This is a genomic window from Streptococcus cristatus AS 1.3089 (genome assembly GCF_000385925.1).
Classification (GTDB): Bacteria; Bacillota; Bacilli; order Lactobacillales; family Streptococcaceae; genus Streptococcus; species Streptococcus cristatus_B.
This window is the reverse complement of the sequence record NC_021175.1, coordinates 139,134-164,793: the sequence shown is the minus strand read 5'-3', so window position 1 is coordinate 164,793 and position 25,660 is coordinate 139,134. Positions and strand designations below refer to the sequence as shown.

At 44.0% G+C, this 25,660-nt stretch carries 33 protein-coding genes and 1 pseudogene; 2 read left to right on the top strand and 32 right to left on the bottom strand.

The genetic code is table 11. The features are described from left to right. Positions 1-354: 354 nt before the first annotated feature. From I872_RS00915 to I872_RS00850, 16 genes and pseudogenes are all read right to left on the bottom strand, one after another. Positions 355-642, bottom strand: a complete 288-nt coding sequence (locus I872_RS00915; protein ID WP_015604301.1) for a hypothetical protein — start codon at positions 640-642, stop codon at positions 355-357. After that, positions 582-1,676, bottom strand: a complete 1,095-nt coding sequence (locus I872_RS12135; RefSeq protein WP_041826762.1) for a hypothetical protein — start codon at positions 1,674-1,676, stop codon at positions 582-584. The genes I872_RS00915 and I872_RS12135 overlap by 61 nt, the downstream gene beginning before the upstream one ends. Positions 1,677-1,724: 48 nt before the next feature. Next, the gene (locus I872_RS12130) at positions 1,725-1,937 is read right to left on the bottom strand and encodes a hypothetical protein (RefSeq protein WP_041826761.1); all 213 of its coding nucleotides are present in this window, start codon (positions 1,935-1,937) and stop codon (positions 1,725-1,727) included. A 119-nt stretch (positions 1,938-2,056) separates the two neighbouring features. Then, on the bottom strand, positions 2,057-2,371 hold the full coding sequence (locus tag I872_RS00900; RefSeq protein WP_015604300.1) for a DUF4176 domain-containing protein: 315 nt from the start codon (positions 2,369-2,371) through the stop codon (positions 2,057-2,059). 161 nt (positions 2,372-2,532) lie between these two features. Next, positions 2,533-3,279, bottom strand: coding sequence for a hypothetical protein (locus I872_RS00895; protein WP_015604299.1), 747 nt, complete (start codon positions 3,277-3,279; stop codon positions 2,533-2,535). Positions 3,280-3,313: 34 nt separating this feature from the next. Next, positions 3,314-3,862 (bottom strand): hypothetical protein, encoded by a 549-nt coding sequence (locus tag I872_RS12520; RefSeq protein ID WP_336884610.1) that lies wholly within the window; start codon positions 3,860-3,862, stop codon positions 3,314-3,316. 120 nt (positions 3,863-3,982) lie between these two features. Continuing rightward, positions 3,983-4,707 (bottom strand): annotated as a pseudogene (locus tag I872_RS12515) (T7SS effector LXG polymorphic toxin); the annotation flags it as partial. Continuing rightward, complete coding sequence (locus I872_RS00885) at positions 4,704-5,144, bottom strand: DUF4176 domain-containing protein (protein ID WP_234702199.1); 441 nt, start codon at positions 5,142-5,144, stop codon at positions 4,704-4,706. The pseudogene I872_RS12515 and the gene I872_RS00885, both read right to left, overlap by 4 nt. After that, positions 5,141-5,362 carry a hypothetical protein gene (locus I872_RS12125; RefSeq protein ID WP_015604295.1) on the bottom strand — a complete coding sequence of 74 codons (222 nt, stop codon included), beginning with the start codon at positions 5,360-5,362 and terminating at the stop codon, positions 5,141-5,143. The genes I872_RS00885 and I872_RS12125 overlap by 4 nt, the downstream gene beginning before the upstream one ends. Positions 5,363-5,385: 23 nt before the next feature. After that, entirely contained in the window at positions 5,386-5,649 is a 264-nt protein-coding gene (locus I872_RS00880) for a hypothetical protein (RefSeq protein ID WP_015604294.1), read from the bottom strand. 15 nt (positions 5,650-5,664) lie between these two features. Beyond that, positions 5,665-6,084, bottom strand: coding sequence for a DUF5082 domain-containing protein (locus I872_RS00875; protein WP_015604293.1), 420 nt, complete (start codon positions 6,082-6,084; stop codon positions 5,665-5,667). 79 nt (positions 6,085-6,163) lie between these two features. Continuing rightward, complete coding sequence (locus I872_RS00870; RefSeq protein ID WP_015604292.1) at positions 6,164-6,460, bottom strand: WXG100 family type VII secretion target; 297 nt, start codon at positions 6,458-6,460, stop codon at positions 6,164-6,166. 260 nt (positions 6,461-6,720) lie between these two features. Further along, a complete protein-coding gene (locus I872_RS00865; RefSeq protein ID WP_015604291.1) occupies positions 6,721-7,116 on the bottom strand; it encodes a single-stranded DNA-binding protein in 396 nt (131 codons plus the stop codon). An 80-nt stretch (positions 7,117-7,196) separates the two neighbouring features. After that, the gene (ytpR, locus tag I872_RS00860; RefSeq protein ID WP_015604290.1) at positions 7,197-7,823 is read right to left on the bottom strand and encodes a YtpR family tRNA-binding protein; all 627 of its coding nucleotides are present in this window, start codon (positions 7,821-7,823) and stop codon (positions 7,197-7,199) included. A gap of 30 nt (positions 7,824-7,853) precedes the next feature. After that, positions 7,854-8,168, bottom strand: coding sequence for a thioredoxin family protein (locus I872_RS00855; RefSeq protein WP_015604289.1), 315 nt, complete (start codon positions 8,166-8,168; stop codon positions 7,854-7,856). Beyond that, the gene (locus I872_RS00850) at positions 8,168-8,452 is read right to left on the bottom strand and encodes a DUF4651 domain-containing protein (protein ID WP_015604288.1); all 285 of its coding nucleotides are present in this window, start codon (positions 8,450-8,452) and stop codon (positions 8,168-8,170) included. Before I872_RS00850 ends, I872_RS00855 begins: the two co-directional genes overlap by 1 nt. A gap of 125 nt (positions 8,453-8,577) precedes the next feature. Between I872_RS00850 and pepA the strand changes: the two genes are divergently transcribed. Then, complete coding sequence (gene pepA / locus I872_RS00845) at positions 8,578-9,642, top strand: glutamyl aminopeptidase (protein WP_015604287.1); 1,065 nt, start codon at positions 8,578-8,580, stop codon at positions 9,640-9,642. A 119-nt stretch (positions 9,643-9,761) separates the two neighbouring features. Next, complete coding sequence (locus I872_RS00840; RefSeq protein ID WP_015604286.1) at positions 9,762-11,246, top strand: DUF1846 domain-containing protein; 1,485 nt, start codon at positions 9,762-9,764, stop codon at positions 11,244-11,246. Positions 11,247-11,299: 53 nt separating this feature from the next. Here the strand turns inward: I872_RS00840 and I872_RS00835 are convergent, their stop codons facing one another. From I872_RS00835 to rpoC, 16 genes are all read right to left on the bottom strand, one after another. After that, a complete protein-coding gene (locus I872_RS00835; protein WP_015604285.1) occupies positions 11,300-11,734 on the bottom strand; it encodes a DUF2178 domain-containing protein in 435 nt (144 codons plus the stop codon). Positions 11,735-11,743: 9 nt separating this feature from the next. Continuing rightward, positions 11,744-11,908: a hypothetical protein gene (locus I872_RS11245; RefSeq protein WP_015604284.1), complete on the bottom strand. Its 165-nt coding sequence runs from the start codon at positions 11,906-11,908 to the stop codon at positions 11,744-11,746. Beyond that, positions 11,905-12,108 carry a helix-turn-helix transcriptional regulator gene (locus tag I872_RS00830; RefSeq protein ID WP_002896748.1) on the bottom strand — a complete coding sequence of 68 codons (204 nt, stop codon included), beginning with the start codon at positions 12,106-12,108 and terminating at the stop codon, positions 11,905-11,907. The genes I872_RS11245 and I872_RS00830 overlap by 4 nt, the downstream gene beginning before the upstream one ends. Positions 12,109-12,404: 296 nt before the next feature. After that, positions 12,405-13,442, bottom strand: a complete 1,038-nt coding sequence (locus I872_RS00825; RefSeq protein WP_015604283.1) for a sensor histidine kinase — start codon at positions 13,440-13,442, stop codon at positions 12,405-12,407. Then, the gene (locus I872_RS00820) at positions 13,409-14,107 is read right to left on the bottom strand and encodes a response regulator transcription factor (RefSeq protein WP_015604282.1); all 699 of its coding nucleotides are present in this window, start codon (positions 14,105-14,107) and stop codon (positions 13,409-13,411) included. The genes I872_RS00825 and I872_RS00820 overlap by 34 nt, the downstream gene beginning before the upstream one ends. Positions 14,108-14,119: 12 nt before the next feature. Continuing rightward, positions 14,120-14,842 carry an ABC transporter permease gene (locus tag I872_RS00815; RefSeq protein WP_015604281.1) on the bottom strand — a complete coding sequence of 241 codons (723 nt, stop codon included), beginning with the start codon at positions 14,840-14,842 and terminating at the stop codon, positions 14,120-14,122. Beyond that, positions 14,842-15,630, bottom strand: coding sequence for an ABC transporter permease (locus I872_RS00810; RefSeq protein ID WP_015604280.1), 789 nt, complete (start codon positions 15,628-15,630; stop codon positions 14,842-14,844). Before I872_RS00810 ends, I872_RS00815 begins: the two co-directional genes overlap by 1 nt. A gap of 1 nt (position 15,631) precedes the next feature. After that, positions 15,632-16,339 (bottom strand): ABC transporter ATP-binding protein, encoded by a 708-nt coding sequence (locus tag I872_RS00805; protein WP_041826854.1) that lies wholly within the window; start codon positions 16,337-16,339, stop codon positions 15,632-15,634. Positions 16,340-16,433: 94 nt separating this feature from the next. After that, a complete protein-coding gene (folK, locus tag I872_RS00800) occupies positions 16,434-17,246 on the bottom strand; it encodes a 2-amino-4-hydroxy-6-hydroxymethyldihydropteridine diphosphokinase (RefSeq protein WP_015604278.1) in 813 nt (270 codons plus the stop codon). Between the two features lie 27 nt (positions 17,247-17,273). Beyond that, positions 17,274-17,828, bottom strand: coding sequence for a GTP cyclohydrolase I FolE (gene folE, locus I872_RS00795; protein WP_015604277.1), 555 nt, complete (start codon positions 17,826-17,828; stop codon positions 17,274-17,276). Further along, positions 17,809-19,152 (bottom strand): bifunctional folylpolyglutamate synthase/dihydrofolate synthase, encoded by a 1,344-nt coding sequence (locus I872_RS00790; RefSeq protein WP_041826760.1) that lies wholly within the window; start codon positions 19,150-19,152, stop codon positions 17,809-17,811. The genes folE and I872_RS00790 overlap by 20 nt, the downstream gene beginning before the upstream one ends. Before the next feature lie 2 nt (positions 19,153-19,154). Next, positions 19,155-20,105 (bottom strand): dihydropteroate synthase, encoded by a 951-nt coding sequence (folP, locus tag I872_RS00785; protein ID WP_015604275.1) that lies wholly within the window; start codon positions 20,103-20,105, stop codon positions 19,155-19,157. A gap of 185 nt (positions 20,106-20,290) precedes the next feature. Beyond that, complete coding sequence (locus I872_RS00780) at positions 20,291-20,920, bottom strand: hypothetical protein (protein WP_015604274.1); 630 nt, start codon at positions 20,918-20,920, stop codon at positions 20,291-20,293. Positions 20,921-21,068: 148 nt separating this feature from the next. Then, the gene (locus I872_RS12120) at positions 21,069-21,302 is read right to left on the bottom strand and encodes a CPBP family intramembrane glutamic endopeptidase (protein WP_234702198.1); all 234 of its coding nucleotides are present in this window, start codon (positions 21,300-21,302) and stop codon (positions 21,069-21,071) included. Continuing rightward, the gene (locus I872_RS00775) at positions 21,299-21,739 is read right to left on the bottom strand and encodes a hypothetical protein (protein ID WP_234702197.1); all 441 of its coding nucleotides are present in this window, start codon (positions 21,737-21,739) and stop codon (positions 21,299-21,301) included. Before I872_RS00775 ends, I872_RS12120 begins: the two co-directional genes overlap by 4 nt. A gap of 257 nt (positions 21,740-21,996) precedes the next feature. Further along, complete coding sequence (rpoC, locus tag I872_RS00770; RefSeq protein WP_015604273.1) at positions 21,997-25,641, bottom strand: DNA-directed RNA polymerase subunit beta'; 3,645 nt, start codon at positions 25,639-25,641, stop codon at positions 21,997-21,999. Positions 25,642-25,660: the final 19 nt, after the last annotated feature.

Genomic DNA, 25,660 nt, shown 5'->3' with positions numbered 1-25,660 from the left:
ATAGTGAGAATATAATTCATTAAAACCAATGAAAGATGGATCCCATTGATTAGTACAAAGAGCATCGCAGTACTAAAGAGTTGATGTTTATAGATGAACGTCTTGCTGAATGACATAATCTGACAGCCCAGCATGAGCAATAGAAGGAGACATAGAAAAAGAAAGGGACATTAGAAAAGGGATCTACTGTGAATTGCTCCTTGATAAAAAAATATATGTGAGTCAGGTCGATGCTCAATACAAACAAACCAGCCCAGGCCAAACTCAACATTCTAACAGAAGCTCGCGTGGAACCCAGCGCTTGAAAATATTCCTTATTTAATGCTTCTGACCGAAAGTCTTCTCCATATTTAATCACTTCCCACCTCCAAAGAAATTAGCAATAGAATCGCCTATACCTTTTGCAAATGATTGTACATGCTGAACTGCACTTTTACCAGTATTACCAATATTCGTATTAATTAGAGTGTTTATTCCTATACCAGCCAAAGCACCGACAGCAGTTCCTAACGGAGGTAAGAAGAAAGAGCCTATAGCTGCACCTGCACCGATTGAGATAGTCGCATCAATTGTTGCATTTCTTAGTTCACGTCCTTGGATTCCATCACTAAAATCAATATTATTTGTAGCACTTTCAACCACAGTAAATGCAGTTCCAAGAGCACCAAGAAATTTACCAGTTTGGTAAAGGTAGAAGCATTTTTCCAAGTACTTGGTTTGAAATCTGTTACCACACTTTTAATAGACTCTGTAAATCCTGACTTAGCTGCGTTGCCTATTGCTTTAAAATTAAGACCACCACCTGGTTTAAAAGCATAATTTATACCAGCCAAATCAATGTCCAACGCTTTCTCAAAGGTTCTCCCTGGAGCTGTGACTTGTCTTCCACCTCCTCCTTGATTAAATACAACCTTATCAAGAGCACGATAATTGCCTGTACTTGTTACAAACTCTAACTGAGTCCCTTTCTTATTAAAGTATTTTTTGAAATTTTTAATAAATTCAGGAATCACTTCCCCATCCTTAATAGGAATCGCAAAACCTTGGGCATCTTTCACAATTTCCATGCCGTTTAGGTACATCTTCCCTTTTAAGAAAGTAATTGAAGTCGAAACCCCTTCGTTTCCATCTTTAACCTTGTTAACTAAGTTATTCCATTCTTCAACAGAAATCCCTAAAAACTCTGCAGCCTTCTTTGCATCAGACTCCTGACTTCCTTTTCTCTTTCCTAAATCTTTATTAATAGTCTTAGAAATTAACCCTAACAGTTCTACTGGTGTTGTGCCATCTGCTTTGGAGGAGATTTTCTTAACTGCCTTTAAGTAATCTTGGCTATTGTAGAACGCCTTGGCTTCTGCATCAGTAAATGAAAGACCAGCCATAGTAGAAAGACTTTCCAAAGTTTGAGTTTGCGACTGTAATACCTTGCTATACTCATCTCCTCGCTTCCAGCCATTGAAGCTAACCATATTCGTCTTGGTATCTGTTAAAATCTTCTTACCTTCTGACAAAGGGGTCGTAATTGTACTAGCATCTGGATTTGTCAGACTGATAATGTCAGAGATAGAGCTATAAATCCTTTCTGTCTCGCGATTCACAACACTAATGTTCATAGACAAACCAGAAAAACCATCCAAAAGCCCCTGCAGATATTCCGTATCAATAATCGCATCCACCGCATTCTCTGATACCGTTGATTGAAATTGCTTAATGGTCTTCTCGTACTAAGCTAAGAGAACCGCTAAGGCATTCGTAAAATTTGTCAATAGTGGGACTTGGTGATTCGTAATTTTTGCATTGATTGCTCCCTTAACATCTCCTTTGAGACTTTCCGAATGTACCAAATTCACAAAAGAGGTCTTAGCCGTCTTGAGCTGAGCATCAATCGAGGTTTGTGAGTTAGACAGTGCTGTCTTCTGGTTATGAACCTCTTTCAATCTACCTTCCCTATGTGGCATAGAAAAACAAAGCTATCCACTCTTAATTATACCATGAATCTAGAAACCGATAACTAAAAAAATACGCTATAATATAGCGATTCTTCTCATATCATTATTTAAATAGATCCTTTTGGAACTTCTGCTGACTTCATCCAAGTATCGTAATGCTCTTCAAAAGCCTTCTCATCTTCGTTTCTGTATCCCTCGAATAAAACTTCTTTGACATTTTCTCTATTGAAAAAGAACAGATTATCTGGTGTCTGCATACCATTTGGAATCACAACTGAACCATAGTCAAAATAGACGCTTTTAGCTCCACCTTTCCCATCATCCACTCCAATCACACTAGCACGTGATACAATCATCACTTCAGTACCGTCACCATTTTTGAGGGTTACAACTGAACCCAAAGGTAAAATTTTATCTGTCATTTTATTCTCCTTGTTTTTCCAATTTTTCTACATTGCTTAGCGCAATAAAGTTTAACAATATTCACTAGAAGTCAAAAAGTCACTATTGCATCTCTTGACTTTAAAACAAACATTAATCTCCATATTTTAAAATAGCTTAAAGCATCTCAAAACTTCCTTTTTTACTTATGTAATTCTTTTGTCAAAATAGCTCCATCTGGTCCAACACTCACTTCTAGATAGACATCTGGATCGTCATCAGCTCTACATATCACACTAATTTTTCCCTCTTCAAACCGTTGTGACAATTTCAAGATTCTAACGAAATTATTTTGATTGAACCCAACAAAAGCAACTCCCAACAAAAGACCTGCAAAAACAATCTTAAAAATCTCTCCTCCAATCGGTTGCCCCAACAAGTCTTTAAAGCGGGAAATAAAATCATAGACATAGTAGAAACCTACTGCAGGAATAGTAAATAAGAGTGCATTAAAATATAAAAAAGCACCTTTACTAAAACCTTTTTCCGTCTTTTCCTCTTCGTCTTGATTTTCGTCATCGGGATAAATCATAGTAGTCAGACAAACCGTTTGGGTAGTCACTTGAGCTTTATTGACATTTCTATACAAGGCTCGTTCTACAAGGAGAGTAATAAAAGCAAATTCTGCTATCCAGATAAGAATAACACTCCAAAAAGTTGTCATACTATAAGTTCCTTGTAAAAATAGACTAAAGAAGGAAGAAATGCCACTTCCGCTAGCTATAAAGAGAACAACTAATAGAGGAATATGCCGATTCATCCTGCTCGATTTCTCTGTATCTAATAGTTTACTCTTTGGAGCTTCTAAAACTTCATGGGTCTTACGATCATAATAAATAGCTTTGTCGTAATATTGATTCAAATAAAAACGACGTCTTCTAAAAAACATATATTTCTTCTTTCTAATACTTATCCTATTCCCGTCACCACAGCTTGGGTAGCTTCCACTCTCCATGTGAAAACTTATCCCATACATGATTGAGCCCTTTTCCGACAGCATCTCCGATAATCGTTCCTGCTACTGTTCCTAGTACCGTTCCTACTACAGGGATTGGAATAAAGGACCCTATAATTGCTCCAGCCTGAGCTCCGACTACTGCTCCACTAAAGGTACCTGCCGCATGGGCGACTCCGTCTGCTAATGCATGAGCATCCCCATATTTCCCACGATTCTGTTGGAATGTATCCAAACCATCTTTCAACGCCAATACTGTGCTAATAGCGCCTACATTTTTCGCCGCTCCTAATCCCTTTTGAGAAAATGCTGACTTCGCATTTTTCATAATATCTTGCCCAGCTAATTTCCAATTCATATTCCCTAGAGAATCTTTTACAAAGCGAACATCGTCTACATGGCCACCTATGAATTTACCAAATTTGGTAGCCATACTAGCAATCTTTTCTCCTCTTGCAAGAGATTTAGCTGCTCTTGCAAGAGCTCGAGTCCCAGTCCGAGTGCTAGAATTAATCATAACAAAACCAGCTCCTCTAACACCGTATTGAAGTAGTTTACGACCCGTCATTTTTCTAATTAATGCATTTGCTATCGCGCCACTCTTAGTTGAAGCTGCTTTAAGGCCTTCTATTCCTAAAGATTGCGCAATAGAGTTTATCTCTTCTGCAATAAAGTTTAACAACATTAAAGGTGTCGAACTTGACACAGCACTAGTAACTTCCTCTACCCCACCCAAAATTCATTGTTATTATAAAACGCTTTTGCTTCTTTCGACGTAAAGGAACTCTTGCCTGCTGCCTCCAATCCTTTCAAAGCACTTGTTTGGACTTGCAGTACCTTGCTATACTCATCTCCTCGCTTCCAACCATTGAAGCTAGCCATATTCGTCTTGGTATCTGTTAAGATCTTTTTACCTTCTGACAAAGGGGTCGTTATCGTACTAGCATCTGGATTCGTCAGACTGATAATGTCAGAGATAGAGCTATAAATCTTTTCTGTCTCGCGATTCACAACACTAATGTTCATAGACAAACCAGAAAAGCCATCCAAAAGCCCCTGCAGATATTCCGTATCAATAATCGCATCCACCGCATTCTCTGATACCGTTGATTGAAATTGCTTAATTGTCTTCTCGTACTGAGCTAAGAGAACCGCTAAGGCATTCGTGAAATTTGTCAATAGCGGGACTTGGTGATTAGTGATTTTTGCATTGATTGCTTCCTTAACATCTCCTTTGAGGCTTTCTGAATGTACCAAATTCACAAAAGAGGTCTTAGCTGTCTTGAGCTGAGCATCAATCGAGGTTTTTGAATTAGACAAGGCTGTCTTTTGTTCATAAACCTCTTTCATATCGATTTTCATCTATCTCCTCCTTCGATACTATGGGTCATAGAAAGGATATTATGCTGAAAGTAATCTCTACGATACTGCTGGTCCACATAGGTTTGATCTAGACTATCACTATAACCCTCTTGAATAACCCGTGAAATCAAATAACTCGGTATAAACAAAGGATCTACATCTAACCTTAGACCATAGGGATAGATGCTGGCTAGATAATCAATATATTCCCGATCATCTGGATCAGAAAGCAGTCTGCGTCCCATAATCATCGCCATAAAAGGGACTTTAGCTTTCTCCATCTCAGACACCAGCTCTTCTGGAAGCAACTCGCGATCTAACTCTACCAAGGTACCTAAAGGAAGAATGGGAGACAAGAGTAAATCGGTGTAGGCTAGCCAAATCCGAAAGTCTTCCATTGACAAAATGAGCTCTGAATCTAAGTAAGTTAGAGTCACTTCCTCTTTTCCCAATCAAGCTTCATCGTCACAGATGTACCAAGCAGACTATTGTAACTATAAAAAGACTCGTTCTTGAGAAGCACCAACTGAAGTCTACGGAAAGCATCACCTTGACTGACCAAGGAATGACCAACTTGCTCCAAGATAGATCCTTTATCCTCTTCTACTCCCACTCGAGCTAAAGAAGTTTTGTATAAAGCACTTATTTCATTCATTTATATAGCTCCTTTCTAACACTTTATTTGGCATTCGCCTGATTTCGGTCATCCGTCACCTTGTTCTCAGCTGCCTGATTCATACGCGTTACATCGGTTGTCGTGAAAGTCTTGAGACTGCTAATTGCTGTATTAAATGACTTAATATCATTATTAAAGGATGTAAAAGGTGCCATTGTCGTTGCTGAAAAAGTTAACTCTGCCATATCTGAAATGCCAGAGATGCTTGTACTGACTGTAGAAGTAAGTCCTGTCCAAACTCCATAATCCGTTCCTGTATTTGCCATTTATCTTCCCATCCTCTATTCTGAACTAGCTGAATTTGCCATAGACTGATAATAATTCATATTTTCATAAGCCGTTTTTACATCTATTGCTAAACGATCCGATTCAGCTTGAAGATTAGCAATTTCAGTATTTATACTATCTAAATTTGCTTCATGGCTTGCTTTATTGGTTGTAGCAGCAGTATTAGCAGAATCATACTTTTCTACGTACTTAGTTTTCCGATCCCCTTTAAACTGGGATTCATCTTCTACTTTAACTTTCTCTAAAGCATCTATAATACCTGTTTGAAAATTATTTATCTGTGTTGACAAGGATGTTTTGGCTTTCTCTAGCCTATCAATCTTTTTATCTACGGCTACTTTTTGAGAAATTGTATTGTTGTAATTTTGAGATTCCTGATTAGCTAGTTCTTGGTAATAAGATGCATCTGACATGTTCATTCTCCTCTATTTACTTTTGACTAAAATAAAAGAGGGGTAGGAAGCAATCCTATCCCTCCATTTCAGAGCGCCCTTATCCTTTGAAACCAAAACTATTTGCATCCGCTGTATCACGTTCTGATACAGTGTTTGCATAACTAACCAATTGTTGATTAATAGAAGTCAACAACTCTTGGAACTTAACCACATCTCCGTGCAATTGTTGATATTGCTCAAGATAAGAATTAAAGGCACTACCTTGCCAGTGTGCTTGCATTTCACCATTAGCACTATTTACTGCTTGAATAGCTGCTTCAATTTGATCGCGAGCATTAGAATAAACCGAAGCTTGCGAGGTGAGTTCTTCTGGGGATAATGAAATTTCTGCCATAATTGGACTCCTTTTTACATTTTTTGTTCCTAATAGAACAGTGTACAAGGGTATTTTACTTCTTTTATTAATAATTGTCAAGTTTTTCCTAATCAAATTTACTTTCCGTATGTATAATGATAATGCTTCAATCTTCAAAATTAGAAACAACTAGCGTTCCTCTGAGAAGAATCGCTAGTTGCTGTAGTAGCCTATTTACCTAATTCTTTATTTGTTACTTTCTCTTTTATTATGAACACTCGAGACCAGAAAAATCACTTTTAAAAAGGAAGTTCCTCTTCTTCCAGTACCAAATCTGCTAGGTCTGCTCCAGTATTATTCTCACGGAGTGCTCTCTGGGCTCGGCTTTCTAAAAGCTGAAAACCACTGCAAAGAACTTCTGTCACATAATGAGTGGTTCCATCCTTTTCATAGCGACGGCTCCGCAATTCTCCATCCAGAGAAATCAGACTCCCCTTACTAGCGTAACTTGCCAAGGTTTCAGCCAAGCGTCCCCAAACGACAAGGTTGATAAAATCCGCTTCACGCTCTCCATTTTGACTCTTGTAGCGGCGATTCACAGCCACTGTCGCACGCGCAACCGACTTGTCATTTGCTGTCTTGTGTAACTCTGGTGTAGCCGTCAACCGGCCAATGATGATAACTTTATTATACATATTCTTTCCTCCTATCTATTTATTCGCGAGAAAAGACAAAAAAATCGTGAAAATCACGATTTCCTTTTCTATACCAATTTTTAAGACTGCCAGTGTTTAGCTGGATCAAAGGCCGTTCCGACCGTTTCACTATCCGCCAATTCAATGATGCCACGTTTTTGCGGCGCATTTGGCAACTGAAGCTCCCGTGGGCTGCACATCATGCCAAAACTCTTTTCGCCACGGAGTTCTCCTGGAAAGATGAGATTACCCTTCGGCATCATAGCACCAGGCAAAGCCACGATGGTCTTGAGGCCGACACGAGCATTCGGAGCACCAGCCACGATTTGAACTGTCTTGTCGGCTGCCACCTGCACCTGACAAATGTTGAGGTGGTCACTGTCAGGGTGGGCTACCATCTCAAGGATTTCCCCCACAACAAACTTAGGCTCTGGGTCCTTAACTAGCTCAGCTGCGAAGCCTTCTTTGGTCAATTCTTGGTTGAGAGTCGCAACTTGCTCATCCGTCAGCTGAACTTGTCCGCGCTCTACAATTTCAAAAAGATTTGACAGTTCAAAAATGTTCCAAGCTACTGTCTGTCCATTATCTTCACGGTAAACACGCGCTACATTTCCTTTGCGCTCAGCGCTTAGTTTAGCTCCCTGATTATCGGCAGCGATGACCATGAGAACATCTCCGACATGCTCTTTGTTGTATGTAAAAATCATTTCTTCCTCCAAAAATACTTTTAAATCTTCTTATAAACTCGCTAAAAAATCATTGATTTGACTCTTGGTCTTGCGGTCACGATTGACATAGCGACCAATCTCTCGGCCATCTTCCACAACAACCAGACTAGGTATCCCATAAACATCCCATTTTTGGGCGACAGGCATATACTGATCCCGATCCACCTCGACAAAGGTAAAATCAGGATTTTCAGCTTCTATCTCTGGCAGAAAAGGCTTGATAAAGCGACAGTCTCCACACCAGTCTGCTGTGAAAAAGAAGACAGTCTTCCCCTTATGCTCTACATAAGAAGCCAGCTCCTCCATGCTTTGTGGCTGAATCATCACTCTTCCTCGTAGGTCAACTGACCATTTTCATAGACGAAGGTGAAATGACGGTCATCTTCTAGGACAACCCCTCCAACTGTACGACTGTCAGTTGATTCATAAAGTTCCACATAAACCGTTGCAATCGGTCCTCGGCTGGAAAAAAATTCCCGCACGATTTGAACAATTTCTTCTCTATTGCGCAGTCTTTTTTGCTCCTGCACAAGCTTGGCAGCTCCAAATGCCACGGCTCCTGCTCCCAAAAGAGCTGTTGTGGTTAAAATGATTTTTTTAGCTTTCATGTAGAATATTTTAACACAAAAGCGCAGAGGCGACAAACAATATTGCATATTTCTCAGCTTCTTCTAGTTCATCCTGTTATTCCCTCTAAAAAGTGATAAAATAGAGGCAGAAAGAAGGTAAATTTATGTCTGACTTATTTTCAAAAATCAAGGAAGTGACCGAGCTTTCAGCAATCTCTGGTCACGAGGCACCTGTCCGCAGCTATCTGCGAGAAAAACTCACTCCTCACGTTGATGAGGTCGTTACCGACGGTCTAGGCGGCATCTTTGGGGTTCGGCATTCTCAAGCTGAAAATGCTCCCCGAGTTCTGGTTGCGGCCCACATGGACGAGGTTGGCTTCATGGTCAGCGAGATCAAGCCTGACGGGACTTTCCGCGTGGTGGAAATCGGTGGCTGGAATCCATTGGTCGTGAGCAGCCAACGCTTTAAACTCTTTACCCGTGAAGGCCGGGAAATTCCTGTCATCTCAGGCTCTGTTCCTCCTCATCTGACACGCGGTGCTGGCGGACCAGTCATGCCACAAATTGCTGATATTGTCTTTGACGGTGGCTTTGCGGATAAGGCAGAAGCCGAAAGCTACGGCATCCGTCCAGGAGACACGATCGTGCCAGACAGCTCTGCAATTCTCACAGCTAACGGTAAAAATGTCATCTCTAAAGCTTGGGACAACCGCTACGGCGTCCTTATGGTCGGTGAATTGGCTCAAACCTTGTCTGGTCAAGAACTAGGTAACCAACTCTATGTCGGTGCCAATGTTCAAGAAGAAGTTGGCCTGCGTGGTGCCTATGCTTCTACGACAAAATTTGCCCCTGAGGTCTTCCTAGCTGTAGACTGCTCCCCAGCAGGTGACATCTATGGCGGCCAAGGAGCCATCGGTGATGGAACGCTGATTCGTTTCTTTGATCCCGGTCATCTCATGCTGCCAGCTATGAAGGACTTCCTCCTAACAACCGCAGAAGAAGCTGGCATCAAGTATCAATATTACTGCGGAAAAGGGGGAACCGATGCTGGCGCTGCCCATCTCCAAAGCGGCGGTGTGCCATCTACCACAATCGGTGTCTGCGCCCGCTACATTCATTCCCACCAAACTCTCTATGCCATGGACGATTTCCTGCAAGCCCAAGCCTTCCTGCAAGCGCTGGTCAAAAAGCTGGATCGCTCAACGGTGGACACGATTACCAGCTACTGATTTCGAGAAGCAGCCCGTTCTTCATTCGGGCTGCTATCTATTTTATATAATATACTCTCTTTTAATTTTCCAATTTGAAGAAAATTTTGTTATAATGCTTAGCAGAGGTGAAACTATACATGAAAAAAATTGCTTTTGATTCAGAAAAATACTTAAACCTACAGCGCGACCATATCTTGGAGCGCATTAATCAATTTGAGGGCAAATTGTACATGGAATTCGGCGGTAAAATGCTGGAAGACTTCCATGCTGCCCGCGTCCTGCCAGGCTATGAGCCGGACAATAAAATCAGACTGCTCAAAGAGCTCAAGGACCAAGTGGAAATTGTCATTGCTATCAATGCTAATAATATCGAACACTCTAAAGCACGTGGGGACTTGGGCATTTCCTATGACCAAGAAGTGCTGCGCCTAATCGATACCTTTAATGAGCTGGATATTTATGTGGGCTCAGTGGTCATCACTCAGTATTCCGGTCAGCCAGCAGCTGATCTCTTCCGCGCTCAGCTAGAAAAGAATGGAATTGACTCCTATATCCACTATCCAATCAAGGGCTATCCTACTGATATGGACCATATCATCTCACCTGAGGGAATGGGCAAGAACGACTATATTAAGACCAGTCGAAATCTGGTCGTAGTGACTGCGCCTGGTCCTGGTTCTGGTAAATTGGCTACCTGCTTGTCCAACATGTACCACGACCAAATCAATGGCATCAAGTCAGGTTATGCCAAGTTTGAGACCTTCCCAGTTTGGAATCTGCCCCTGCACCATCCGGTCAATTTAGCTTACGAGGCAGCGACGGCAGACCTCGACGATGTCAACATGATTGACCCTTTCCATCTGCAAACCTACGGAAAAACCACCGTCAACTACAACCGTGATATCGAAATTTTCCCAGTCCTCAAACGCATGCTGGAGCGCATCCTAGGCGAATCTCCTTATGCATCCCCAACGGACATGGGCGTCAACATGGTCGGCTTTGCCATTGTAGATAATGATGCAGCTATCGAGGCATCTCAACAGGAAATCATCCGCCGCTACTACCAGACTATTCTGGACTTCAAGGCGGAGCGCGTTTCTGAATCTGCTATCAAGAAAATCGAACTCTTGATGAACGACTTGGGCATCACACCGCTGGATCGGAAAGTAACCGTGGCTGCGCGTGCCAAGGCTGAAAGCACTGGTGACCCCGCTCTGGCTTTGGAATTGCCAAATGGTGAAATCGTAACCGGTAAAACCTCTGAACTCTTTGGCCCAACGGCTGCTGTATTGATTAATGCTATTAAGAAATTAGCCAATATTGCTAAAGAGACCAAGCTGATCGAACCCGAGTACGTTAAACCAATCCAAGGTCTGAAAATCAATCATCTGGGCAGCCGTAATCCTCGCCTCCACTCAAACGAAATCTTGATGGCTCTGGCAATCACAGCTATGGAAAATCAAGATGCCGCACACGCTATGCAGCAACTGGGCAACCTCAAGGGCAGCGAAGCTCATTCGACCGTGATGCTGACTGATGAAGACAAAAATGTCCTACGCAAACTAGGCATCCATGTGACTATGGACCCTGTTTACCAGTATGATCGACTCTATAGAAAATAAAAACAAGCTCTGTTAAAAGCTTGTTGGGAAAGCTGGCTCTGCCAGCTTTTTTGTTAATAACGCTTAGACAGGAGAAAACGCAAGAGATAGTAAAGGGCCAAAACCAGAATAATGGTCAAGGTCAGAAACTGATTAAGATCTAAAATGATAGGAAAAATCATAGATAGAAGGCTCAGGCCTGCTGCCAGCAGCAAAAGGATATCAAAAAGCAGGGTACGAGTCTTTTCGTCAATCATGCGATTGCGCTCATCCGTCACCTGAATGTAGAGCCTATTAAAGGCTTCCTCCCGTTTCAAGGCAAGATTATAACGCAGAACCATCAAAGAAATACCTAAAAGCAGACCAACCATGATGCCTTCCTGTAAATCATCCAGAGAATGAATGTAGCTCCATCCCAGCCCCAGCCAGAGGACTAGGATTAGGATGCGACCCGTGATCACTTTCTTTTGAAGTTTTTTCCGAAATTCTTGTTTCGTTAGTATTTCCATATCAGCCTCCTATTTTTCATACGCTTGAAATATTTTCAAGATCACCACAATCAGGAACATTCCCACAAAAGGCAGGATTTCCTTAGGGATAAAATTGGCGGTGAAATGGAGATAAGATAAGCCAACCACCACCAAAATAGCCAATAGCCATTTACACAAATAAGTCCATTTCATGATTCATCCTCCTCAAAGAGAAAAACTTCTTCAATCCTTAAATTGAAAAAGGAGGCAATTTTATGAGCCAAAAGCAGCGAAGCATTATAGCGGCCCTTTTCCAAAGAAATAATCGTTTGTCTCGTGACCTCTAGCTTCTCAGCCAGCTCCTCCTGGCTGAGCTTTTTTCTTTTCCGTAATTCTTGAATTCTATTTTCCAAGGCTGCCTCCTTTCTGTAATGTAAAATAAACTTTACTTTACAAGTATAGTATAGCTTCCTTTACATCTCTTGTCAAGAAGAAAGCGGCAAAAAAGAGGCTGGGACAAAAGTCCTAGCCTCTCAATTGTCTTTGGATCGTCGAGCAAGACGCAGTGGTTGAGTGGGCTCTATTAGGCTGATTTCATCAGCTTTTACAGCCCTACTCAACTATGCGGAGGTGGGACGACGAAATCGAATTCTAACGAATTACCGATTTCTGTCCCACTCTCTTTTATCATCTTGATTGATTTCCTTTGTTATTTGCTTTCCAAAGCTACAGCCAATTCGACACAAGCTCCTCCTTGGTCCGGATTGAGCAGGGTCAGACGACCACCGTGCAAGAGAGCCACCTGCTTAGAAAAGGCTAAGCCGATACCATGATGGGGATTAGCTGAATTGCGGCTTTGGTCACTCTGGTAAAAGAGTCGTTCCGCTCCCAGCAGCATCTCCTCTGAAAATGAAGGGCCGTTGTTCCAGATAGCAAAAACCAACTGGTCCTGCTGCACTGATACCCTTAGCTTGACTTCCTTTTGATCCTGGTCTGCATGTTCAAGCGCATTCAGTAAAATATTGAGCAAAGCCCGTTTGAGATAGTCCAAATGAATGGACAAAATCAGACTAAGATCACAATCTTCTTGGAGAGAAAAATGATGGCTTTCCTGTTTGCTGAACAGTGCCCAATCGTCCAGGAGATCAGCCAAAAAGTCCCCTAAGGAAAGCTGACTGAACTGATTAGCATCAATCTGAAAAGTCTTAGCGTAATCAATCAAAGAGCCACAATACTCTTCCATCTTGTGACTAGCCTGCAAAATCTCAGCAGCATAGTCTGCCTGTGGCTGGTCCAACTGCGTCAACTCCAAGAGCTCAGCATTCCCCTTGATCACAGTTAGGGGCGTTTTCAAATCGTGCGATGTCGCTGATAACTGTAAAATCAACTCCTGATTATGCTGCTGCTCTTTTTCTAGAAGACGAGCATTTTCTTGGTGGCTGCTCCGTAAATCGTTATAGACTTCTAGCATTTCCTCAATCCGAAAAAGCCGGCTTTGATTTTCTTCTAAAAGCTTCTCGCTCTTTAGCATTTTTATTTCCCTATCGATTTTTCGGAGCAATTTCAAAATATGATAAAAAGTAATCAGCAGCAAGCTCCCTGCCCAAAAGAACAAGGTGAAAAGGGCGTAATCACTTCCTTGCGTAAATTCATAGCCTATAAGCACAAAAATCAAAACATGGAAAAAGACGATTTTTAAACTGGTTGTCCAGACTAGGCTTTTGAAATTTCGGGTTCTAATTGCCATCTATAGCCTACTCCTCTCACAGTTGCGATTGCTTGCAGCCCTTCTTGTTTGCATTTTTGGCGAATCTGATATACGTATTCTGAGATGGAGCGAAGCTGTGTTTCTGAGCTTTCTGGATAAAGCAAGGTATGCAGGCGTTCAGCTGAAAAGGTCTGCTTGGGATTGCTAGCTAGTAAATGCAGCAACTTAAACTCTCGCTCTGAAAATTTCAAGACTTTACCAAAACAGGCAACTTCATAGCGCTCTGGATAAAATTGACAAGAAGCAATTTCAGAATATCGCTCCTCACGTCTTTCTTCACGCCGAAGATGAGCCCTGACACGCGCCAACAATTCTTTAGTCCCAAAAGGCTTGACAATATAGTCATCTGCTCCGCGAAAGAGCCCTTCCACCTTGTCCGCTTCCAATTCCTTGGCTGTCAGGAAGATGATTGGACACGAAAGATGAGGACGAATGTAGGAACACAGCTCAAAACCATTAACAGGCTCCATCATCACATCCAGTAGAATCAAGTCATATCCGACAAAATGCGTCAGCTCTAGGTCTTCTACCCGATCAAGCGTCGTCACATCATAAGCATCGAGCTCTAGGACGTTTTTCACCAACTTCAAAATGCTTTGGTCGTCATCAACCGCCAAAATACGATACTGTCTCATGATTTCCATTATAGCATACCTCTAGCGAACATCTCGTTTCAAGGTTAAGACTATAGCAAAGCTCCAAACCAAAGCTAGCCATAACAGCTGTATTCCTAGCCCTGATAGATCTATTGAATGCTGAAGTCCTTCATACTCAAAAAGATTTAGCGTAGCCAGATCGGGCAGGTATTTTGCTTCCTTGATAAAAGTTGCCAATAAACGGCTGAGACCAATCAAGAGAGGAAAGAGCACCGACACCGGCACAACCCAAGATTGAAAGAGCAAAGCGAGGCCAGCAGTTAAAAAAGCCAGAAAAAGATTGCTGAGAAGACCAAAAGAGCTGTAATAGAGGAATTTCCCCAGCAAGGACCAGCTAAAGTCTAGGTCAAAACGAGCCAGCATAACAAGGAAACAGCTGCCTATCATGACACTGTAGAGAGCCAAGAGCAGCAAGGTCAGAAAAAGGAATTTCCCAGCCAACCAAGCCTTTCTATTTGATACGGTTAGAAAATTAGTTCGCATCCCAGACTTGACAAACTCCTGGGCAAAATAGAGAGAAGTAAAGATGACCATGACAGGTTGCGCCAGATAGAGGGCATGCAAAGCCTCGCTCAGAGCCTTTGTATGGCCAACTGCTGTCTGACTATAGTCAAGATTCATCAGAAAAAATGGAACAGCTACCAGAACCACCAAGGCGGCACCAAGAGCGAGATAGTAAGAACGGAACTTAATCCATTCACTTCTAAGCAGAGCTTTGATCATCAGTAGCGCCCTCCTAAATCCGTCTTCAAAAAGCGCAGAGAAGTCATACCGCCGATGACTAGTAACCATGCACCAAGTATCAACAGCCCTTGCAAGGGATTGTTGACATATTGGGAAGTTGGCGTTGCGGTGAACAACTCTCCTGCTGGCTGTGGCAAATAAGCTCCCCAACTCGTGTGAGCTGCCAGGTAGTTTCCCAGATTATAGATTTGGGGTACGAGAAAAAGCAGAGGAACTAGCATGGTCCGAGCCAATAAACCTAGCAAGAATGAAAGGATTCCCAACAAGGTCAGAGATAAGGTTTTCCACAAAATCAGACTCCAAGCTGCCTGATTGAGCAGAATCGGATCAAGCCCTTCCTTTCCTAAAGCCAGATGCATGGCCATATAACTAAAGTAAATTGATAAAAAGCTAGTGGCAAGAGAAAAGCAAGTAAAGGTCATGAGTTTCCCCACAAGCAGCTTTAGGCGGTTATTACAGGTCAAGAGGCTAGTTCTCAAGCTATGAGACTGAAATTCCATAGCTCCTAAAATTCCAGCTAAGATGACCAAAACCATGCCCGCCATAGAGGCTCCATTGAGGCCCAGATATTCCAGCGGATCAATGGCTTCTGCCAGACCGGGAACCGTCTCAGGTGTGGCATCCAAGCCAATAGACAAATACTGTCGGCCCTCCAGCCAGGATACGGCAGGCACCAATAGCAGCATGAAGACCATACTCACTCTGAAAGCCTTGGTTGAGCGGATTTTCAACCACTCTGAATGCAATAAGGACAGCGTTTCTTTCATCTTAAACCTCCTCTGTCAAATCAAAGAAGAGATCTTCTAGACTGTCTGAATCTTGCAGCACCTCTTCCAATCGTCCCTGCTCAATAATTCGCCCATGATGAATCAAGACCACATCATCTGTCACCATTTGCACCTCTGACAAGATATGGGAAGATAGAAGTACCGTTTTCCCTAAATCAGCCTGCTGACGGATGAACTTTCTAAACCACTTAATCCCACTTGGATCCAGTCCATTGGTCGGCTCATCTAATATAAGAAACTGAGGATCCCCCAGCAAAGCTGCTGCTAACCCCAACCGCTGACCTTCCCCCAAAGACAGGCTTGACAAGAGGTCCTTCCTCTTATGAGCGATTCCAGTCATCTCCAAAACCTCATCGATCCGAGACTTGGGAATAGCATTACTCGCCGCAATAATTCTCAAGTGGTCATAGACCTTTCGATTGGGCAGACCGCCAATGCCGTCAAAGGCTGCACCCACCGTTCTGAGCGGATAAGTCATTGACTGATAGGTTCGCCCATCAAAAGTCGCAGTTCCTGCTGTCGCCCGATCTAACCCCAAGAGAATCCTCAAGGTAGAACTTTTCCCTGCACCATTTGGACCCAAAAAAGCTGTAATCCGACCACTTCTAGCTGTAAAAGAAATATCTTTTAAAATCTGCTTGCTTCCATGCTTTTTGCAGACTACTTCTATTTTTACCATATGTTCCATACTGAACTCCTTTTGTTTTTCTTTAGTATACAAGGACAAGTTCAGAGAAAGTTCAGACAAGAAAAGAAACTTGCCTTGCGACAAGTTTCTTTTTTCATCTTTCAACCGCATCCCAGAGCTGGCGGATGCTTTTTTTCTGCACGGGATCGACAAAATGTGGAGCGATTTCCACCAGAGATTGCAAGACAAAAGCTCGCTCAGCCACATAAGGATGAGGAACAATCAAGTTTGGACTGTATAACTCTTCTTGCCCTATGTAAAGAATATCCAGATCAATCACACGAGGTCCCCATTTGATCTCCCGCACGCGCCCTAGATCTGCTTCTATAGCTAGCAAGGTCTGCATTAACTCCTCAGGATTGAGCCAAGTCTCAACTTCAACAACTTGATTGAGAAATGGATCCTGCTCAACGCCACCCCAAGGCTCTGTCTCGATGCGGCTTGATGCCTGCAAAATTCTTATATTTTGCTCTGCCATTTTTTCCAAAGCCGCATCCAGATTGGCAGCTGGGTTGCCTTGATTGCTTCCCAAAGCGATAAAGGCCTTCCGCTTTTGACGCACTAGCTTGACGGAGCAGGTCTCTAAAGGCAGCGGCACCGGCGCCCAAGGCTTCTTGACCTCCAAGCTGACCTTCTGCACTAAAGGATGGGTCAGAAAAATCTGATCAATCAGCTTGTAAGCCAGCGTCTCAATCAAGTCTTCCTTGCTTGCCTGACACCAGTGGGTCAAATCTTGAGCCAATTCTCCATAGTGGATAGAAGCTGTCAGGTCGCCTGTTTTGGCCGCTCGAGTCATATCATAGTCCAAAATCAAGTCCAGCACAAAACGCTGCCCCAGTTCTTTTTCCGCTCCAAAAACACCATGATAGGCGTACACTTCCAAATCCTTAATCCGTAGCTGATCCATGACTTTCCTCTCCTTATTGTCAAGTCCTTAATGTCCCATCAGTTTGTAAGCTTCATTTTTTAGATCCTTGTCCGTCGCTAAAACACCACGCGCTGCTGTAGTAACCGTTGCAGTGCCAGGCTTTCTGACTCCCCGCATATTCATACACATATGCTCAGCTTCCACCCAGACCAAGGCCCCCTGAGCACCCAGATAGTTCATCAAGGCTTCAGCAATCTCTACAGTCAATCGCTCTTGAATCTGCGGTTTCTTGGCATATACTTCTACCGTACGAGCCAGCTTAGACAGGCCTGCTACCCGACCATTAGGCACATAGGCGATGTGAACCTTCCCGTAAAACGGCAGGAAGTGGTGCTCACACATGGAATGAAAGAAAATAGCCTTCTCCACTACCATATTATTGTCAATGATTTCAAAAGACTTGGCCAGATGCTCCTCAGCCGTCTCGCCCAGCCCAGCAAAAATTTCCTGATACATCTTGGCAATGCGCTGCGGTGTCTCCTGCAAGCCTTCGCGGCTTCCATCTTCGCCAATCGCCTCAATAATCTGAGCAACAGCTGCTTCAATTTTCTTCGTGTCCATATATACTCCTATGTTCTTTTTCTTTGTCAATGATATAGGCCCTGACCTGAGCCAGAAAATAAAGAGAACCCGTAATCAGCAAAAGCTCATCGTTCCTATGCTCAGCTTTCAAATAAGCCTCTAAAAAGTCTTGCCAAGCAGCATAGTTCAAGCCCTGCTCGCAAGCCAGCGCCTCCATTTTTTCTTTGGAAAAGCTCCGTGGATCTGCAAAACTGGTCAAAATCAGCTGACTCTTAGGTACTTGCTTGAGTTGACCTACCATTTCCTCCAGAGACTTGGTCTGGATACAGCTAAAAAGGATTTTCTTATCCAGGTCTGGATAATGTTGGTTCAAAGTCCTCGTCAATCTCTCCATAGCATGAGGATTGTGGGCGCCATCGAGAATGATGCGAGGCTGGTGCGAAATCTGCTCCATCCGCCCCGGCCAGTTTGTCGCCAGTAAAGCGGCGTCTATTTGCTCTTTTGTTAAAAGCGGTAGCTGCTTGCTCTGACAATAGAGGTCACAGAGCTGAATCGCCAAACCAGCATTATCTACCTGATGTTGTCCTAACAGAGACGTCAGATAGGGCTCCGCCTCCCGATGGGCATTGGAAAAGCTAAAATGCTCTCCTGAGTCAGTCCCTCCCAAGCTTGTCACTTGATAAGATTGACCGTACACATAGTGGGGGGCTTGCATTTGATGAGCTTTGTACTCGATAACTGCCAGAGCTTCTGGCTCAATCCGCCCAGTCACCAAGGGCACATTTGGCTTGATAATCCCAGCTTTCTGCTCGGCAATTGCTGCCAGAGAATGCCCCAGCAGAGCCACATGATCTAAGCCAATGGTCGTAATGGCTGTCAAATCAGGGCGACAGACATTGGTACTGTCCAAGAGGCCGCCCATGCCGACCTCCATAATGGCCACATCGACTCGCTCCTGAGCCAAATAATCATAGGCCAAAGCTGTCATGATTTCAAACTCAGTCACACCTTGTAAAACCTCATCGTGCGCTTGCTCCTCAAAGAGAGCTCGATAAGTATCTAGCAGGCGCCCCAAATCCTGATTAGAAATCGGCTGCCCATTGATGGCGATTTGTTCATTGTAGCTGATCAGATAGGGGGAGGTAAAGGTTCCCACACGCAGACCTCGCATTTCCAAGAGTTGACGCAGGTGGGCAATGGTTGAGCCCTTCCCGTTGGTACCCCCTATATGAATCACTGACAGCTGCAAATGAGGATTTCCCCGCAGCGCCAGCATCCGCTCCATCCGCTCCAAGCCAAAATTAGGACTATCCGTCCGATAGGCTTCCAGCCAGCTTAAATCTGGCAATTCTTCTTTTATCATACTCATTTATACTGCCGTAAATTTAGATCTTCCATTTTCTGAGCCAGTCGAATGGCATCGCCAACCTCGGCTGCCATTCGGTGGACTCCCACATCATGCACCCGCACAGCCTCAACACCCTGACTAGCTGCAATGCTGGTCAAATGAGCTGAAGCAAGGTCTCTGTTTTGAAAACCAGCTTCCGTCTCTGGGTCGGTCTCAAAACCATTTTCCTCCAAGATATTGACCAAAAAGCGTTTGCGAGAGACACCCAGAAAAATGGGAAAGCCAGCCTGATGAATGCTCCCCAACTCCTGTAAGAGCAGGAGATTCTCCCGCTTAGTCAAACCAAAGCCTATCCCTGGATCCAGCATGATTTGCTCCCGCTCTAGCCCAGCTTTCTCAGCTCTTGCCAGTGTCTTTTCAAAAAATGCCCACATAAGAGCCTGAATATCCAGCTGCTCAAAATTTGCTAATTCTGACTCCGTAAAAGCAGGTCCAAAGCCAAAAGTCGGAAAGATTTTCGAGCTAGTATGTTGGGGCCGAGCCATGGCTGGGTTGAACATGGCAATGACTGGCGCTCCAGCCTTGGCGGCCACGGCTGCCATTCTCTCATCACCTAAGAGTCCCGTGATGTCATTGATGATATTGGCTCCAGCGGCCAAAGCTGCTTCTGCAACTGGCGCCTTCCAAGTATCCACAGAAATGAGGATATCACTCTCCCGACGAAGAGCCTCAATGACCGGCACAACACGCCCTATTTCCGCCTCAATGTCCACAAAATGACTGCCCGGACGAGTCGACTCACCACCGATATCCAGCAAGTGAGCTCCCTGAGCTATCATCTTGCTTGCCTGCTCCAGAGCCTTTTCCACCGTATCATATCTGCCCCCATCCGAAAAGGAATCTGGAGTAACATTGAGAATCCCGCAAAGGGCCGTCTTGCCATCTGGTGCAAGCTGTCTTAGATTCATCGTATTTCCTTTCCTTTTGCTACTTCTGCCTTTCAACAAAAAGGCACACTCATCTAGTGTACCGCAAAGCCAACAGCAGATGCAGCATCAGTTTTACAAACTGCACTTGATCCTACAAGCAGCCCTCTCAGACTCTTGTGTCATTTATCATTTTACCACAATTCCACTATTTAAGAAAACAATTTTTACAAACAGAAGGGCAAAAGGAAGATTAGAATCAGATTTCGCAGAAGATGAGCCAGCAGGGACAATTCCAGAGATCCAACCCAAGCTTTCAAGACTTGGACAAAAGCCATGCCTAAACTTAGGTAAATTAGAAAACAAGATGATTCTCCGAGATTTCTCAGGAAAGCAAAGAGAGTGATTCCCAAAGCAAAAGCCCAACTTTTCCCATATTTCATCTGCCTATTTTGGCCAACCTGCGGCGACAAAGCCAGTAGGTCCATGCCAAGTAGCAGCAAGGAGGAAGCCAAAAAACTGTCTGAAACTAGCTGCTGCAAGGGTGCTTGCACCAAACTCGCCTGACCGCAAAGAAGAACAAGGCCTGCTGCATTGCTTGCAATCATCAAAAAGTAGAGATAGCGCAAGTGTGGAAATCGCTTGGAAGCACGCAGCTCTATCTTAAAATCCCGCCACTCACGAGAAAAGTAAGAGGCGTACCCAAAAAGAATGAGCAAAAACAGAGAGATAAAGAGCAGACTAGGCCTTGATAAAACCAAGCGGTCGGTCATTGGCTGAACCAAAAGCAGCAAGACCGATTGCATTAGCATAACTACCAATAAGATTTGGATAGATTTTTGAAATTTGAGACGCATATTTTTCACTCCCTAAAGCTAAGATACAATTCTCATTATAAAGCAAAAGATTTGCCCTGTTGGCTCGCTGCCCTAAAAAGTCACTTTTTATCCCTGAAATGTCAAAAAAGAGGTCAAGCTGACCTCTTCATCTGTCAATTATCTATCGTTAGCCTTGTGCGGCAATCATCACTAGAATAGCAATGGCATTCCGCAACATATGGGCTAAAATTCCCATTTCCAAACGCTTAGTCTGGTGAACCACCAAAGCTAGAACGCCCCCCATACCAGCATAAAGGATAAAACTACCGATATTGGTCGGACCGTGGAAAAAACCAAAAAGAATGGAACCAACCACCAAGCCAATCAACTCATGCTGGGGAAATAGCTTTTGGGGAATCAAACCACGGAAAGAATTTCTTCCAAAATTGGCGCTGAAAAAACAAGCTCCCACAACAAGCAAATAACGGGCGTACTCTGAAACAAGTTCTGCAAAGCAGTTTGATTGGCTGTCGTTCCTGAAAGTTGCCCCTCTAGAAGCATAATAATCGCAGCAAAAATACTAACTCCGAAAGTTATCAGATAGGATAATACTAGCCAGATCACTGATTTTAAATTAAAAAAGCTAAAATCAAGGGTCAGCAGGCCTTCTTTTTTGGCCATTCGCAGGGCATAAAAAATAATCAGAAAATAAACCATCAGGACAAGCAAGGTGTAACCCATTGAAAAACTTTGATCTCGACCTTTGTAAAACTGGATCATCACAAAAGGAACTTGAGTCTGTACGGCTAAAAATAAAGCCAGTAAACTATATTCTACTTTTTGCAAAAAAATTTTCATTTTTTCCTCCTTTTACTTAGTATATCGAATTTTCCCCTTCCTGTACAGCTAAGAGCCATGTAAAATCAAAAAAATGTGCCATCATACTCACTAGGAAGCTCCTCCCCTCAGCTTTTGATTCAGTCTAGTAACAAAATGGATCTCTGAAACTTCCAATTGTATTCTAACTGCGCCTCCTCCGTCCAAGCTAACAAAAAAGAAGAGAATACAAGATTCTCTTCCTGATAGACTTTTATATTGTAAACTCAAGCAAGTTTTTATGATTCTACGCTTGTTTCGACTTCTTCAGTCTCTGCTGTTTCCACAACTTCGTCAATAATTTCAACTTCATTGATTGCTTGTGGTTCCAAGTTACGGTAACGAGCCATACCAGTACCGGCTGGGATAATCTTACCGATGATAACATTTTCCTTGAGGCCAAGGAGATGGTCTTTCTTACCACGGATAGCAGCATCTGTCAGAACACGAGTTGTTTCCTGGAAGGAAGCTGCAGACAGGAAGCTATTTGTCTCAAGGGAAGCTTTGGTGATTCCCATGAGAACTGGACGGGCTGTCGCAGGCACTCCGCCTGAGATAACCACATCACGGTTAGCATCTGTAAAGTCAGTGATATCCATGAGAGTTCCCATGAGGAGATCTGTATCTCCTGGATCCATGACACGTACCTTGCGAATCATTTGACGAACCATTACCTCAATGTGTTTGTCGCCGATTTCTACCCCTTGGCTACGGTAAACTTTTTGTACCTCAGCAAGCAGGTAAGTTTCAACAGACAAGACATCACGGACAGCCAGCAAGTGCTTAGGTTGGATAGACCCTTCGGTCAAGGCAGCACCGCGAGAGACTTGGTCGCCCACTTCCACCTTCATGCGGGCTGTAAATGGCACTACATATTCACCTTCACCAGTTGCACCTTTGACAAAGACTTTCTTAGTACGAGTAGATGCATCTTCTTCGATAGCAGTAACTTCACCCTTGACTTCTGTGATGACCGCTTCCCCTTTCGGATTGCGGGCTTCAAAGATTTCTTGGACACGAGGAAGACCCTGAGTAATATCGGTATTTGAGGCAACACCACCCGTGTGGAAGGTACGCATGGTCAGCTGTGTACCAGGCTCCCCGATAGATTGGGCAGCGATGGTTCCGACTGCTTCACCGACTTCAACTGCATCACCAGTCGCCAAGTTGATACCGTAACAGTGACGGCAGACACCATGACGGGTGTTACATGTAAAGACAGAGCGAATCGTCACTTCTTCAACACCAGCATTAACAATCTCACGCGCCTTGTCTTCGGTGATCAATTCATTTGGACCAATAATGACAGCACCCGTTTCTGGATGTTTAACCGTCTTCTTAGTGTAACGACCATTGAGACGCTCTTCCAGAGACTCAATCATTTCCTTGCCTTCTGTGATAGAAGTGATGAGCAAGCCGCGGTCTGTACCACAGTCGTCCTCACGGATAATCACATCTTGAGCAACGTCAACCAGACGACGAGTCAGGTAACCTGAGTCGGCAGTCTTAAGGGCTGTATCGGTCATACCTTTACGAGCACCGTGAGTTGAGAAGAACATTTCCAGAACGGACAAACCTTCACGGAAGTTAGACAAGATTGGCAACTCCATGATACGTCCGTTTGGAGCAGCCATCAGACCACGCATACCGGCAAGCTGTGAGAAGTTTGAGATGTTACCACGGGCTCCAGAGTCCATCATCATAACGATTGGGTTCTTCGGATCTTGGTTGGCAACCAAACGTTTTTCCAATTTTTCACGGGCAGCACGCCATTCAGCAGTAACTGCGTTGTAGCGTTCATCGTCGGTAATCATACCACGACGGAATTGCTTGGTGATTTGTTCTACACGCTTGTGAGATTCTTCGATGATCTCTGCCTTGTCTTCCACGACTGGAATATCCGCAATACCCACTGTCAAACCAGCCAGAGTAGAATGGTGGTAACCTAGGTCTTTCAAGCGGTCCAGGAGGGCAGATGTTTCTGTGGTGCGGAAGCGTTTGAAGATTTCAGCGATGATATTTCCTAGATTTTTCTTCTTGAACGGAATATTTAACTCTAGAGCTTCAATAGCAGATTTGATGTCTTTTCCTGGTTCCAAGAAGTATTTAGCTGGAACGCCTTCTGTCAAGTTAGCATTTGTCGGCTCTTGCAGGTAAGGCAGCTCTTCTGGCATGATGTCGTTAAAGAGAATCTTACCTACTGTTGTCATGAGGATCTTGTGTTTTTGATCTTCTGTCCAAGGTTTGTTGAGGCTATCTGTCGCGATACCCACACGAGTGTGCAAGTGGACATAGCCATTACGCAAGGCCATCACGGCTTCATCACGGTCTTTAAAGACCATACCTTCGCCTTCGCGACCTGCTTCTTCCATGGTCAGGTAGTAGTTACCCAAGACCATATCCTGAGATGGTGTTACAACCGGTTTTCCGTCTTTCGGATTCAAGATGTGCTCAGCAGCCAGCATGAGGATACGAGCTTCAGCCTGTGCTTCTTCAGACAATGGAACGTGGATGGCCATTTGGTCACCGTCAAAGTCGGCATTGTAGGCTTCACAGACCAATGGGTGCAAGCGAAGAGCTTTACCGTCAATCAAAACTGGCTCAAAGGCTTGGATACCCAAACGGTGAAGGGTCGGTGCGCGATTAAGGAGCACTGGGTGTTCTTTGATAACATCTTCCAAGACATCCCAGATGCGCTCATCGCCACGCTCTACCATGCGCTTAGCAGCTTTCACATTCTGTGCATAATCACGGGCAACAATTTCCCGCATGACAAATGGCTTGAAGAGCTCGATGGCCATCTCGCGTGGCACACCACATTGATACATTTTCAATGTCGGACCAACGGCGATAACGGAACGTCCTGAGAAGTCAACCCGTTTACCCAGCAAGTTTTGACGGAAGCGACCTTGTTTACCTTTGAGCATGTGGCTCAAAGATTTGAGTGGACGGCTACCTGGACCTGTGATCGGACGACCACGGCGACCGTTATCAATCAAAGCATCCACCGCTTCTTGCAGCATCCGTTTCTCATTTTGAACGATGATACCTGGTGCATTCAACTCAAGCAAACGAGCCAAACGGTTGTTCCGGTTGATAACACGACGGTAAAGGTCGTTCAAGTCAGATGAGGCAAAGCGGCCACCGTCCAATTGGAGCATTGGACGTAGATCTGGTGGAATGACCGGCAGGATGTTGAGAATCATCCATTCTGGCTTATTGCCAGAGCGGTAGAAGGCATCCAAAACGTCCAATCGACGAATAGCCTTGATTCGTTTTTGACCAGAAGCTGTTTTCAATTCTTCCTTGAGAGCCGCAATTTCTGTTTCCAAATCCACTTGTTTCAACAAGTCTTGGATCGCTTCTGCTCCCATTTTAGCAACGAATGAACCTGCACCATATTCACGGAGACGCTCGCGGTACTCACGCTCTGTCATGATAGACTTATGCTCCAGTGGTGTTTCCTTAGGATCAATCACCACATAAGCCGCAAAATAAATGACTTCTTCCAAGGCGCGCGGACTCATATCCAGAGTCAAGCCCATTCGGCTTGGGATTCCCTTGAAATACCAGATATGAGAAACTGGTGCTTTGAGCTCAATGTGGCCCATACGTTCACGGCGAACCTTGGTCCGTGTTACTTCGACACCACAGCGGTCACAAATAATCCCTTTATAACGAATCCGTTTGTATTTACCGCAGGCACACTCCCAATCCTTGGTTGGCCCGAAGATCACCTCGTCAAAGAGACCTTCACGTTCTGGCTTCAAGGTCCGGTAATTGATTGTCTCAGGTTTCTTCACTTCCCCGTAAGACCATGAACGGACCTTACTTGGAGAAGCTAGGGTGATTTGCATACTTTTAAATCGATTTACATCAACCACTATTTCTTACCTTTCTTAT